The sequence below is a fragment of the Oceanobacillus sp. E9 genome (genome assembly GCF_001741975.1).
Lineage (GTDB): Bacteria > Bacillota > Bacilli > Bacillales > Amphibacillaceae > Oceanobacillus > Oceanobacillus kimchii.
Genome location: NZ_LSNA01000001.1, coordinates 291290 through 305453 on the forward strand (window position 1 = coordinate 291290; position 14164 = coordinate 305453).

13 protein-coding genes and 1 riboswitch are annotated in these 14164 nt (G+C 36.7%); of the genes, 12 read left to right on the forward strand and 1 reads right to left on the reverse strand.

Annotated features, from left to right (window positions below; translation table 11 throughout):
• Window positions 1-14: 14 nt before the first annotated feature.
• The 9 genes from AQ616_RS01280 (at window position 15) to AQ616_RS01320 (ending at window position 9095) form a co-directional block, all read left to right on the forward strand.
• The gene (locus tag AQ616_RS01280) at window positions 15-1160 is read left to right on the forward strand and encodes a GAF domain-containing sensor histidine kinase (protein ID WP_017798396.1); all 1146 of its coding nucleotides are present in this window, start codon (window positions 15-17) and stop codon (window positions 1158-1160) included.
• Complete coding sequence (locus tag AQ616_RS01285; protein ID WP_017798397.1) at window positions 1157-1795, forward strand: response regulator; 639 nt, start codon at window positions 1157-1159, stop codon at window positions 1793-1795. Before AQ616_RS01280 ends, AQ616_RS01285 begins: the two co-directional genes overlap by 4 nt.
• A 181-nt stretch (window positions 1796-1976) precedes the next feature.
• Window positions 1977-3011, forward strand: a complete 1035-nt coding sequence (locus tag AQ616_RS01290) for a S66 family peptidase (protein WP_017798398.1) — start codon at window positions 1977-1979, stop codon at window positions 3009-3011.
• A 262-nt stretch (window positions 3012-3273) separates the two neighbouring features.
• On the forward strand, window positions 3274-3573 hold the full coding sequence (locus AQ616_RS01295; RefSeq protein WP_017798399.1) for a YxcD family protein: 300 nt from the start codon (window positions 3274-3276) through the stop codon (window positions 3571-3573).
• A 127-nt stretch (window positions 3574-3700) separates the two neighbouring features.
• Window positions 3701-3817: riboswitch (SAM riboswitch) on the forward strand.
• A 101-nt stretch (window positions 3818-3918) separates the two neighbouring features.
• Window positions 3919-4944, forward strand: a complete 1026-nt coding sequence (locus AQ616_RS01300) for a methionine ABC transporter ATP-binding protein (RefSeq protein ID WP_017798400.1) — start codon at window positions 3919-3921, stop codon at window positions 4942-4944.
• Complete coding sequence (locus AQ616_RS01305; protein ID WP_017798401.1) at window positions 4934-5596, forward strand: methionine ABC transporter permease; 663 nt, start codon at window positions 4934-4936, stop codon at window positions 5594-5596. Before AQ616_RS01300 ends, AQ616_RS01305 begins: the two co-directional genes overlap by 11 nt.
• 26 nt (window positions 5597-5622) lie before the next feature.
• Window positions 5623-6486: a MetQ/NlpA family ABC transporter substrate-binding protein gene (locus AQ616_RS01310; RefSeq protein ID WP_069684825.1), complete on the forward strand. Its 864-nt coding sequence runs from the start codon at window positions 5623-5625 to the stop codon at window positions 6484-6486.
• 26 nt (window positions 6487-6512) lie between these two features.
• Entirely contained in the window at window positions 6513-7712 is a 1200-nt protein-coding gene (locus AQ616_RS01315; protein ID WP_069684826.1) for a M20 family metallopeptidase, read from the forward strand.
• Window positions 7713-8435: 723 nt separating this feature from the next.
• Window positions 8436-9095: a TerC family protein gene (locus tag AQ616_RS01320; protein ID WP_069684827.1), complete on the forward strand. Its 660-nt coding sequence runs from the start codon at window positions 8436-8438 to the stop codon at window positions 9093-9095.
• Window positions 9096-9257: 162 nt separating this feature from the next.
• Here AQ616_RS01320 and AQ616_RS01325 read toward each other — a convergent pair whose 3' ends face one another.
• Complete coding sequence (locus AQ616_RS01325) at window positions 9258-10463, reverse strand: MFS transporter (protein WP_069684828.1); 1206 nt, start codon at window positions 10461-10463, stop codon at window positions 9258-9260.
• 141 nt (window positions 10464-10604) lie between these two features.
• On the opposite strand from AQ616_RS01325, the gene AQ616_RS01330 reads away from it, so the two are divergent.
• From AQ616_RS01330 to AQ616_RS01345, 3 genes are all read left to right on the forward strand, one after another.
• A complete protein-coding gene (locus tag AQ616_RS01330; protein ID WP_069684829.1) occupies window positions 10605-11186 on the forward strand; it encodes a TetR/AcrR family transcriptional regulator in 582 nt (193 codons plus the stop codon).
• Between the two features lie 127 nt (window positions 11187-11313).
• Window positions 11314-12720, forward strand: a complete 1407-nt coding sequence (locus tag AQ616_RS01335) for a sodium/glutamate symporter (RefSeq protein ID WP_069684830.1) — start codon at window positions 11314-11316, stop codon at window positions 12718-12720.
• 147 nt (window positions 12721-12867) lie between these two features.
• Entirely contained in the window at window positions 12868-14127 is a 1260-nt protein-coding gene (locus tag AQ616_RS01345) for a serpin family protein (RefSeq protein WP_230199304.1), read from the forward strand.
• Window positions 14128-14164 lie beyond the last annotated feature (37 nt).

The window sequence follows — 14164 nt, forward strand, 5'->3', positions numbered from 1 at the left end:
GGATGGTCTATTTCATGTCTAGCAATCCATTAACAGAAGGAAGTATTCTTAAAGAGATAGCTGAATTGCTAAATGAAGGAACGGAGATAACACAAACATTGCATGAAGTTCTTGAGAAACTATTACAAGTCACTGGTTTCCAAATCGGGTGGATATTCCTTATAGATGAAAATGGAGATCAAAAAAACCCAAAATTAACCGCTAGCCATGCTCTTCCACCAGCACTTTCTGCAAACAACTGTTATCGGATGAAAAAGAAAAGTTGTTGGTGTGTCAATCGTTATCGAAAGGGAGAATTAACAAAAGCTAGTAACATTATTGAATGTCAACGAATTGAATCCGCTTTACGAGAAAACGACCCTAAAAATGATGGACTAACTCATCATGCAACCGTTCCTTTACAAGCAGGAAATGAACGATTCGGTATATTAAATGTCGGTTCTCCTAATAAAACCCACTTTCACAAGCAGGAACTAGCATTACTAGAGTCGATAGCCTATCAAATTGGAACTGCATTAAAACGAATTTATTTGACCCAAAAAGAACAAGATATTGCGCTTCATACGGAACGAACCCGCCTTGCACGTGACTTACATGATTCTGTTAATCAATTATTATTCTCATTAAGTTTAACTGCAAGAGCTGGTCAAGAAATGACAGCTCAACCAGAAGTAAAAGATACCTTTCAATATATACAAGATTTATCTCAAGAGGCCTTGAGCGAGATGCGTACATTCATAAAGCAGCTTCGTCCCCCTGCTTTAGAAAACGGTTTAATCTCTTCGTTCATTAATTATGCAAAAGTACTTGATTTACATATTCATACTAAGATGAGTGGAATCGAACCCATAGATCCACAAGTTGAAGAAGCTTTATGGAGAATTGGACAAGAAGCAATGGCCAACTGTAAAAAGCACTCTGGACAACAGGATATTTTCATTGAAATGAATACAGAAGGATCAAACATCATTCTTTCAATATCAGATAATGGCGCAGGTTTCTTTTATGATAAAGATTTTGAGATGCCTACCATGGGATTACGTAGTATGCAATCACGCGCAGAAGAAATAGGTGGCAAGTTTCAGCTTACATCAAAAGTCGGGATGGGAACTTTTATTCAAATTTCCATCCCACTATTAAAGGAGGAAAATCAAACTTGATTAAAGTATTGATAGCAGATGACCATCATGTAGTTCGACGTGGTCTAGTTATGTTTTTAAAAACACAACCTCCCATAAAAATTGTCGGTGAAGCTTCCAATGGACAGGAAGCAATTGAACTTACACAATCCCACAAGCCCGATATCATCCTAATGGATATAATGATGCCCGTTATGAACGGTATTGAGGCAACAAGGAAAATCCGGTCCTTATTTCCGGAAGTAAAAATATTGATGCTCACAAGCTTTTCAGAGCAAAATCATGTTATACCTGCGTTAGAAGCCGGTGCATCTGGATATCAACTAAAGGATATTCAACCAGATGATCTAATTAATAGTATTATTTCTCTGATGGATGGGCAAACTCAACTACATCCAAAAGTTACCAATCATTTAATGCCCGTCAATTCTATTCATCATCCTTCGTATCGTTTAAATACATTAACCAATCGCGAAACAGAAGTATTAAAAGAAATTGCTAAAGGGAAAAGTAATAAAGAAATCGCTATTTCATTATTTATTACAGAAAAGACAGTAAAAACGCATATAAATAAAATTTTATCGAAATTAGATCTTTCCGATCGCACACAGGCGGCGTTATTTGCTGTAAAGCACCAAGTCATTTCGAATGATTAATAAAAGTACAAGGTTGCTTCAAAAAAATAGCTCGCCTAACAGAGTGAAAGAAATTTATCGTCTTTCTTTGTAAAACAAATATGAATACGATATGTTATTAGAAAGTGAAACAAAACTTCATTCAATGGGGTATTAATACATTACATGCAAGAATCCCAAAATAAAAAGGAGTTGTATCCAAATGCTAATCAAACCACCAAAATTAAAAGCAGGAGATAAAGTTGCAACCATTTCCCTTTCATGGGGAGGTGCTGGTGAGGAGAATCTACAATGGCGTTATGACCAAGGAGTTAAACGTTTAGAAGAAGTATTTGGTTTACAAGTAATTCCTACTCCTAATAGTTTAAAAGGAGAAACATATCTTCATGAGCATCCAGAAGCACGTGCAAAAGATCTAATGGACGCTTTTGAAGATCCAGAAATAAAAGCAATTATTTCAAACATAGGCGGTGAAGATAGTATTCGCCTTTTACCCTATATTGAATTCGATGTAATTCATAAAAATCCTAAAATATTCTTAGGATATTCGGATACAACAATTTCTCATTTTTTCTGTTATAAGGCCGGGATATCTTCCTTTTATGGACCTGCTATCATGACGGATTTCGCTGAAAATGTTGAAATGGATCCATATACCATCAATCATATCCATAACACATTATTCTCGAACAATATAATTGGAGATATCGAACCACCAGAGCATTGGACAAGTGAGTTCCTAGAATGGAATATTAAAAATAAAGACACGAAAAGAACGACTTACCCTAATAAATCATATGAAATTTTACAAGGAGAAGGTATTGTCCAAGGACGATTAATTGGTGGATGTATCGACTCTATGGAAAGTATAAAAGGCACGAATCTTTGGCCAGAAATCCACCATTGGAAAAATTCAATATTATTTTTCGAAACTTCAGAAGAAGAGCCAAAACCAGAGCTTCTCGCTCGATGGTTACAAAATTATGCTACACAAGGAATACTTCAAAATGCGAATGGGATTATATTTGCGAAACCGCATGGAGAAACCTATTACAAGGAGTATAAAAAAGTAATTACAGATGTACTCAAAGAAAATGGTCTATCGAAACTACCAGTTCTTTATAATGTAAGTTTCGGGCATAGTGAACCGAAAGCAACACTCCCATATGGTCGCATGGCAGGAATTAACTGTAACCAAGCTACTTTCTCTATCATGGAAAGCGCTGTACAGGATTGAACGCTTCTCTCTTAAGTTGGGCTTCACTTTGCACTCGATTGAAGAGTATGTTTACTGTCGGAATACGATAAATTGTGAACCTTTATATACTAGTTCGGAAAATATTTCCTATTACTAAAAAATCGTTTCACTTCATAAATTTGACATAATTATAGTAAAATAAAGTGACCGACTTCATAGAAAAGGGAGCCTATGTGATGAGGAAGTTTGCAGAGAAGTTATTACTACAAAATCAACATCAAAATGAAGAGGAGCTTTGGAAGTGACGAAGCTAATCATTCCCGAGGAAGATATTATTCTTGCCGTATGTATATATATTGCTCGCCAACGCAAAATTGAGCCAGCTGAAGTGGAAGTTGAACTTTTTTATGATGATTATTCCGGTTTCTCTGCAGAAATAACCACAGTATATGGCAAGCAAGAAATTGTAACAAAACATATTATTTCTGCTCTGCGTGAATGGATTAAAGAAAATTTACACGCAAATCCATATGCTGGACTCAAGCTTGATTTAAACCGGACAAATGGTATCTATGCAAGACTTCGTAGTGAAGATGAATAGTACAATTTCTTCATTTACTACACTCGGACTATTTATCAGAATAATTTTATTTTTAATACCATATTGACTTAATTTATTTTATCATCTAGAATTACTTTCAATATAACAACTAAATATTTTACGTTTTTTCTTATCCAGAGAGATTGAGGGATCAGGCCCTATGACATCTCGGCAGCGGATTCTTTATATTAAAGAATACTGTGCCAATTCCTGCAAATGCAAACCAGCATTTGGAAGATGAGAAACGATGGCTTCTACATATATACATATGGTTACGAATCCCTCATTTCTTGTCTTTCAAGAAATGAGGGATTTTTTATTTCATCACTTGGTGGGGGTTAAGACATGATTGAATTTCAGAATGTAACAAAAATATTTACACTTGGAAAAAGAAAAGTGGAAGCTGTAAAAGAAGTATCTATAACGGTTGAGAAAGGAGATATTTATGGAATCATCGGATTCAGTGGCGCAGGAAAAAGCACTTTGCTTCGATTGGTAAATATGCTCGAGCGTCCTACCGAAGGCTCGGTACACATCCAAGGAATAGATGTTGGAAAATTATCCGCCAAGCAATTGCGAGAGCGTAGAAGAAATATAGGAATGATTTTTCAGAACTTCAATTTATTCCAATCACGGACAGTCGCCGGAAATATTGCATATCCACTCAAACTTGCTGGTACATCAAAAAGTTCAGTAAATAAAAGAGTTACTGAACTGCTACAATTTGTTGGATTATCCGATAAAGCAAAAGATTATCCAGACCAGTTATCAGGTGGACAAAAACAACGTGTTGGGATTGCAAGGGCACTGGCTACATCACCCGATATTTTAATTTGTGATGAAGCGACTTCTGCTTTAGATCCAAATACAACATCAGATATCTTGAAACTATTAAAAAGAGTAAATCGAGATTTAGGTATAACCATTCTACTTATCACTCATGAAATGGGAGTTATTCAGTCAATATGTAACAAAGTGGCTGTGATGGAAGAAGGTAAAGTCATTGAGAGTGGAAATGTGTTTGATACTTTTACAAATCCTTCTCACGAAACAACAAAACGATTTATTCGTTCGGTTCAACAAGAACTTCCGTCTGAAAAAGTACTAAAAGAGTGGACGGAAGCTGGAGGAGGTAATCTTTATCGTGTTTTGTTCAAAGGTGAAAGAGCCACTGATCCCATCTTATCAAGTACAACACGCAAACATAACATCGACTTTAATATTGTATATGGATCCGTGCGTGAACTACAAGAAAAATTATTCGGAAATCTCATTGTCTCTTTTGAAGGAGATGAACAGCAAGTACAACTGGTTATTCATGAATTAGAAACGATTGTTGATATGGAGGAGGTGTATACACATGGGGGTTGATTGGAGTACATTTTGGCCACGAATTGTAGAGGCAACAGGAGAAACATTACTCATGGTCGCAGCAACATTATTTTTTGGTTCCATTCTAGGTATATGCATGGGTTTATTGCTATTTGTAACTCGTGAAAACAACATACTAGAAAACAAGATTATCTTTAACGTACTGAACTTTATTATTAATATCATTCGTCCAATCCCATTTATCATTTTTCTAGTAGCAATCTCACAAGTTACAAGACTCGTCATTGGTACCACAATAGGCACTGCTGCTGCAATTTTCCCAATGACAATTGTTGCTAGTTTTACCATTGCAAGAGTTGTAGAAAATAATCTTGTAAGTATTGACCCTGGAGTTATTGAAGCCGCTAAAGCCATGGGGGCCAGTCCAATAAAGATCATTTTCACTGTATTAATTCCAGAAGCGCTAGGACCATTAATCCTTGGACTTACATTTGTATCTATTTCGTTAATCGACTTCTCTGCTGTGGCAGGTACAGTTGGCGGCGGTGGTCTTGGACATATCGCGATGACATATGGATATCAGCGATTCGACGGCAGCGTTATGCTTGTGACTGTAATCATACTTATTGTTATGGTTCAGCTAGCTCAATGGCTTGGTAACACTATTTCCAAAAAAATTATGCGTCGTTAATTGACACCTATTAGGAGGAATTTCACATGAGAAAATCATTTATTTTACTAGCATTATTAAGTTTTATATTATTTTTGGCAGCTTGCGGAAGTGATGAGGCCAAAGCTGGAGATGAAGAAGTGACTGTAAAAATTGGAGTGAATGGTGCCGATGGGGCTCAATGGCCACTCCTTAAAGAAAAAGCAGCTGAAGAAGGAATTAACATCGAACTTATCGAGTTTGCTGATTATACATTGCCAAACAACGCTTTAGCTCAAGGAGATATTGATATCAATGCTTTCCAACACATTGCCTTCTTAGGACAATATGTAAAGGAAAGTGGTGAAGACATTGTTCCCATTGGATCTACAGTTCTTGCACCAATTGGTTTATATTCCGAAAAAATTAAGGACGTTTCTGAAATAAAAGAAAACGACAAGATTGCCATTCCAGACGATCCATCGAACCAAGCCCGCTCCTTGCGAGTACTAGAGAGCGCAGGCCTACTTACATTAAGTGATAATTTTGGAATGTTCGGTGACCCTTCGCAAATAGACGAAAACCCATTGAATTTAGAAATTATTCCGATGACGGCACAACAAACTGCCCATGTATTGCCAGATGTTGCTGCATCCGTAATCAACAATGGTGTAGCTGGTCAAGCAGGCTTTGAACCAGGTGAAGATCCTATTTATATTGAAGACGCAAATGGAGAGGCAACACACCCTTATGTCAATATTATCGCAACTCGATCAGAAGACAAAGATAATGAAGTATACCAGCGTATCGTAGAACTTTATCAAGAAGAGGATATCGAACAAGCAATTAAAGATGATACAAACGGCGGTTCATTCTTAGTGAAATTAACGCAAGAACAGTTAGATAAAGCCTTTGAACAGTTAAAAAAATAACATTTATACCTGAGGAGGGAATAATTATGAGTATTGTTCAATCACATCAAGAAGCTATCTTTCAAAATATCGAGGATAATAAAGACAAATATATTCAAATTAGTCAGGACATTCATGCGCAACCAGAGATTGGTAATGAGGAATTTTTTGCAAGTTCGAAACTTATACAAACACTAACAGATGCAGGTTTCACTGTTGAATCAGCAGTTGCAGGACATAAGACATCCTTTTTTGCATCCAAAGATAGTGGCAAAGAAGGCCCAACGATTGCCTTTCTCGCAGAATACGATGCACTACCAGGAATCGGGCATGCTTGTGGGCACAATATCATTGGTACAACAAGTATCGCAGCAGCTATTGGCTTAGCTGAATCCCTTTCAGAAACTGCAGGTCGTGTAGTAGTGCTAGGCACACCAGCCGAGGAAGGGGGACCAAACGGAAGTGCTAAAGGGAGCTTTGTAAAACATGGTTTGCTAAAAAATATCGATGTGGCACTTATGCTCCATCCATCAGGAAAAACAAGTTTAACAAGTGAAACATTAGCAGTAGACCCATTAGAATTCCATTTCTACGGAAAGCCCGCTCACGCATCTGGAGCACCAGAAGAAGGAATTAATGCATTAGACGCTGTTATTCAATTATTTAACGGAATTAATGCACTACGCCAACAACTGCCTAGTGATGTTCGCATTCATGGCATTATCACTCATGGTGGAGATGCCCCAAATATTATACCGGAATATGCAGCAGCTCGCTTTTATATTAGAGCCGAATCTTGGAGCAAAACAGAGGAAACCGCTGAAAAAGTTCGTGCTATTGCAAAAGGCGCAGCACTTGCCACTGGTTCAACTGTCAAAGTGGAGCGATTCCAAAATGAAGTAAAAGATTTTGTGCTTACGAATACACTAGACAATGTTTTAAAGAAAGAGTTAGAAAAGCAAGGTGAAACAGTAATCACAGAGAAAAAGAAAGGCAAAGGCTCTACAGATGCTGGTAATATTAGCTATGAAGTACCTACCGCACATGGTCATATTAAAATTGGCGAAGATAATTTAATTGGCCATACAGTTGAGTTTCGAGAAGCCGCAAAATCTGCTGCAGGTAACGAAGCTATTATAACAGGAGCTAAAGCTCTAGCTTCTACAGGATACCGTTTATTAACTGATAGCGAACTCCTTCACAGAGTACGTCAATCACATGAACAAGGACTAGCAGAAAAACAATGAGAAAAGTATTGTGACAAAGTATATATTCAAAAGACAAATCCGAATGAATAATAACCCGCTTCAGAAATATACTCCGCTTTATGTGGGCGGCTGGTGAACCTCCGGATACTTCGTATTCCGGGGTCTCGCCTATGCCTCACTCCCACAGGACAAGGAATACTTCGACAGCATTGCATCGCACGCAGAAAATCGATTTTTGATTTTCAAGGAGTCTCCGTATATTTCTTACGCTTATTCTGTCATCCATCTTTTTGTCTCAATTTCATAATTGTTAAGTTTCATTTAAAAACTATCTTGTTCAGATTATAGCAATAACTTGGCTTTGATTGTAATGGAAGACGGCGACTCCTGCTCAGAATAACTGAGCTTGAAAAACCACTTGAAAAGTGTTCCTCTTTTCAAGTTAGATGAAGCCGTGCCTACAAAAAGCGTTCGTCTGTAATGAAAATCAGAACAGCTAACATTCGGATTTTACATAAAATATCCTTTTATGACTCTTTTATAAAACTGTTTGTTATACCCCAACTCTTTAGTAACATCTCTCCACTTAATTCATTTACCAAACCTATAACTTAGCGAAGTTGAGGGAAATATAAACAGTTATCGCCAACATTTCTATTTTACTGGTTAGTGAAATACAAAATTTTAATCATTACGTTCTAACCCTCCTCCCTTTCATCATATATTGAAAAAAAGCTTGGACTTTTTGAAAGGAGGAGTAAGTTGGAATTAATTGAAATAGTTATACAAATACTCCTTATTAATATCTTACTCAGCGCGGACAATGCAATTGTTATTGCTATGGCAAGTAGAAATCTTCCTACGCATTTACAAAGTAAAGCAATTTGGTGGGGAACCTTTGGTGCTATTGCCATGCGAATTCTATTCGTATTCTTAATGATTCATTTATTCCAAATGCCTTTTATTCAATTGATTGGTGGAATCCTCTTGCTATTCGTTTCCTATAAGCTCTTAGTGGACAAGCAAGACTACGACAATATGAAAAGTGGTGAATCATTACAAGAAGCTGTCTCCATTATCATCTTCGCTGATGTCGTAATGAGCCTTGATAATGTACTTGCTATTGCCGCTATTGCAAATAGCGATTTATTGCTTGTTATCGCAGGGATTATTCTTAGTATTCCTATCATCCTAACTGCGAGCGAATTTATATTAAAACTCATTCATAAATTTCCAGTTATTATTTATTTTGGAGCTGGATTGCTTACATGGACGGCTGGAAAAATGCTGTTAAAAGAACCGTATATTCAACAATTTTTCTCACCTGTTGGCAATCAAGAAATATTGTCGTTATTAGGTTTGACACTCGTATTAATAGTGGTTGGTGGGTGGAGAAGAAAACAAGTACATGCCTCAAAATAAAGTAAACCTTCATTAATATAGAGGATTGCTGCTCGAATACGAAATAAAATAAGCACCTTGCTGTACATTTTCATCCAAGCAAGGTGCTTACTCTACGTTAATCTTGTCTATCTCTTCTTTTTGTTGCTTTCCTTTCAAAACGACATCCCTTCTTTCATTCGGTTATTTGCTTTGGTAGGTTTTTGCTTTTACAAATAAAAGAATAGTGATAATCGCTCCAATGATTCCAAAACTAAATAAGATGACTTGTATAGATATGTCCATCGCTGCTAATCCTGAAACTATTGCATATGCGAGTGGGTCGAAGCCATTCATGGCTAAGAATATAATACTCATTACCCTCCCCATAATGTGATCTTCTGTAATTTCTTGTGCCGCTGTAAAGAAAGGTACAAACACAAATGACATGGAAAATCCAATAAAGAATACCACAATGGTTAATAACGTTAGGTTAGGAACTAGTGCGAATATAAGATAAGCAATAATTGCACCTGTTAATCCAATCAAAGATGTTTTTCCTTTATTCTTAATGAGTATAGAACTTAAAACTCCAGTTCCAATGAGTAAACCAATTCCAAGACTTGACTCCATATAACTTAAGTTTAAAGGTGAGCCGCCGTAACTCTCTACTAGCAGTGGTATTGCAATGTGCAATGTGCCAAAGACAAAAAAGTTTAGTGTAATTAGAACACCTAACCCCGTTAACAGAAAGTTTGACTTACGGATATACTGAAAGCCTTCTTTCATTTCCTTCACTGGCTGTTGTTGCACTTCATGTTCTACTGGAGCTTCCTTTATAAATTTTGGATATATAATGACAGCAGATAAGAAAGCGAAAATCATTGCAATAAAATAGCTACCTGCTACCCCCACTGTCTCCATTATAATTCCTGCAAGTATAGGACCAGCTATAAAGGCAATCTGATCCGCTCCTTGAAAAATAGCATTCGCTTGTTGCAACTGTCTCTTCTCTACAATCTTAGGAATTAACGACGAACTTGCCGGGCCAAAAAAAGCATCTAACATTCCAAATCCTGCCGCTAATAGTAATAGCATCATAATAGATGCTGTATCATTCCATACAAGCAAAAATAAAGTTAACAATAATATTCCTTGCATAAAGTTAGTAACAAACATAATAGAAGTTTTCTTATAGCGGTCTGCTAAAATTCCACCAAAAACCATCATGGCGATACGTGGAATTGTTGCAGCAATAAGCACTAATCCAAGTGATCCAGCAGAATTGCTTTCACTGATTACAAACCATGTCGTGGTTGTAAGAAACATACTGAAACTAACAACCGCAAATATACCAGCAACAAAGAGCAAGACAAATATTCTATTTCGTAATAATGACTGAGTTGCCATATCTATCCTCCGCCTTTGCATATAAAATTGAACAAGATATACTATTAATAAATAGATACATGAACGACCAGACCCTACCGAACGGTCGTTTCTAGATGACTATATCCTATCTATTACATTTTGTCAAAGGGGAATTTCTGTATGCACACAAAAGATAAAATATTAATTGAAGGAATGGAGTTATTTGCTCGCCAAGGATATGAAGGCACTTCCATGACCAGTATCGCCAACGCTGTTGGCATTAAGAAGTCGTCTCTATACGCTCATTACAAAAGTAAAGCTGGACTATTTTTAGATGTTTCTCAAAAAATTTCTAGTGATTATATTGATTTTGTAAAAAACTCGTTAAAGAACGAAGGTAAAAATATTCAAGAAACGCTACATCTCTCCTTTCTTACAAATGTACATGACTTGGCTAATAACGATAGCAGTATAGAATTTTACAACCGATTTATTTCTTATCCTCCTGAAGATGTAAAAGAAAGATTGTTAACAATAATGGTCAACAGTGAAGAAACCGCTCGGGCATTATTTGAGGAAACCATAAAAAAAGGACAAGAAGTTGGAGAAATAACCACAGTAGTTACTGCAAAAGAGGCAACTAATGTTTTTTACGGTTTGTTAGATGGATTATCCTACGAAACGAGTTATTATACGTTCGATATTATTGAAAAACATGGAGAGCAAATGTGGAAAGTGTTTTGGAGAGGAATGAAAGCCTAAAACAAAAGAAAAGTCGACTATTTTGTAAAGTATACGTTTGTCATAAAGTTAAATCGGGTATTGTTTAATTCAATATTTTATTGTTTTTTACCCCTTAAAAATAACTTTCATGAAAAGGAGTTTATCTATGTCTTTACAAATCGTCGGCTTCTCAATCATCATATTATCCGCACTACTCGTTATCGGAAAACTGATCCGCCTTAAAATACCCATCCTACAAAAACTCTTCTTACCTACCTCATTAATCGGTGGTTTCTTAGCACTAATATTAGGACCAGAAGTATTAGGGAGGCTAACTGGTGATGGATTTCTTAACGCTGGAATTTTTACCGAACAAATGGTAGAAGTTTGGGCTGGCCTACCTGAATTATTAATCAATGTTGTTTTTGCCTGTTTATTCATTGGATTTGTTCTACCAAAACCGAAAAAGATGTGGAAAATTGGTGGACCACAGATTGCTTTAGGCTATACGATGTCCTGGGCTCAATATGCTGTTGGAATTTTACTGGCAATTACAGTATTGACCCCTCTACTTGGACTCAGCCCCGCAGCAGGTGCACTTATTGAAATAGGTTTTGTTGGTGGTCACGGTACCGCAGCTGGTCTACAAAGTACGTTTGAAGAACTTGGGTTTGCAGAAGGTTACGACCTCGCTATTGGTCTGGCAACCGTCGGAATATTATCCGGTGTAGTCGTTGGTATGATTATGGTTAACTGGGCTGCACGTAATGGAAAATCAAAAACGTTACATCACCCAGATGAGATTTCCTTAGAGCAACAAACAGGAATTTTAAATAAAGAGCATCGTAAATCTGCCGGTACAAAAACAACCTCGTCACTATCGATCGAACCATTTGCACTTCATCTAGGTTTAATTGGAATTTCTATATTTATCGGTTTTGTTCTATTAGAAATATTAATTTGGTTAGAAGCTGTAACATATGGTGCAGCATTCGAGATTTATCTATTTGAATATGTACCTTTATTCCCGTTCGCAATGATCGGGGGGCTTCTCGTTCAATTCTTTCTTTCTCGATTTGATCGTTATGAACTAGTTGACCGAGATACAATTAACACGATACAAGGAGTTGCGCTAGACTTTCTTATTATCAGTGCCATGGCAAGCCTGAGCTTACAAGTTATTGGTGATAATATTATTGCTTTTATATTACTGGCAGTTGTTGGTATAGTTCTCAACACCTTCCTCTTCCTTTATTTAGGACCAAAGATGATTCCAAGCTATTGGTTTGAACGAGGTATCGGTGATTTTGGTCAAAGTACTGGTGTAGCAGCAACAGGAATTATGCTTATGCGAATCGTTGACTCAGAAAATCAATCTCCAGCACTTAATGCATTCGGTTATAAGCAAATTCTATTCGAACCAATGGTCGGTGGCGGATTAGTAACTGCAGCTTCTGTACCTTTTATTATCCAATTTGGTGCAGTTCCTGTATTAATTGCGGTAACTCTACTAACTATCGCATTTTGGTTATTAGGTACACTATACTTTGGAAAAATGAAGGAATCCGATTAAAGGATGAGCAACAGCATGATTCATATTTCATGTTGTTGCTTTTTTCTCTTTATGATATCTTTAGAGAAACTTAGAATCGTATATTCCGTCTATGAAAGTGCAACAATGAAATGAATACTATATTCAAACAGAAAGGGCAGATGTAACGTGCATAAAAAATCACTACTGTTTGTCGCTCTAAGTTTCATCGTCTTGTTCATTGCTGCTTGTAATTCTGGTTCACCAGAAGATAATGACCCTAATGAGAATAACCAAAATAGTGAAGATGAAGGAGGTTCTTCCATGAAAGAAGTGTCCGAAGCAAGTAATCTTTTAGCATTTCAATCTATTCAATCACTAGATCCTAATGATGATGGTAATGTATTTGTCTCACCGACAAGTTATTGGCTAGCTATGGCAATGGTGTATAATGGCGCCAATGGTGATACAAGGTCTGAAATGGGTCAAGCACTACAGCTACAAGGAATGGATATAGAAGATTTCAATCATCAAAATGCATCATTGATGGAACATTTTACGAACGTCAATGACGAAGAACTAGAACTCAACATCGCAAACTCCATCTGGCTTAACCAAACATATGAATTTTTGGATACCTTCCAACAATCCGTAACCGATACGTACCAAGCTGAATTAGCAGCCCTTACCACTCCTGAACCAATTAATGAATGGGTCAGCAACCAAACGAATGGAAAAATAAAAGATATTATCAACCAAATCGATCAAGAACATGTTGCTATTCTTGTAAACGCAACTTACTTTAATGGTGCTTGGACATACCCATTTGATGAAAATAACACGCAAGAACGAACCTTTCACAAGAAAAATAACTCTTCTGTAGAAGTGCCATTTATGGCCTTAAATGAAGAGCTACCTTATGTAGAAACGGACCAAATGCAAGCAGTTTCACTTCCTTATGGAGAAAATGAAGACATGCAGATGGAGTTATTTCTCCCAAAAGAAGATATAGCTATGGATGATTTCTTAGAAGGATTCACTCTTGAAAATTGGCAAGAATGGCGAGATAGTATGGAAATTCAAAAAGGAAATCTACGCATGCCGAAATTCTCTTTAGAATATGAAGCAGAACTGCAAAACTTCTTTCAATCGTTAGGTATGGAGCAAGCTTTTGATACACAGGAGGCTGATTTTTCCAACATGATTGATCAAGAACAGCTTGGCGCCCTTTATATCGATAAAATTGTTCATAAAACGTTTTTAGATGTCGATGAAGAAGGAACAGAAGCAGCTGGAGCAACATCTGTTGAAATGAAAACGACATCGATTGAAATTGGAGAAAACTTTGATATGGAAATTAATCGCCCTTTTCTCCTTACCATTTCCGATAATGAGACGGACACCATATTATTTATGGGTATGATACATGAACCTACTTCTATTGATTAACTACATCACAATACCCTTTCAAGAAAATAAATAGAAA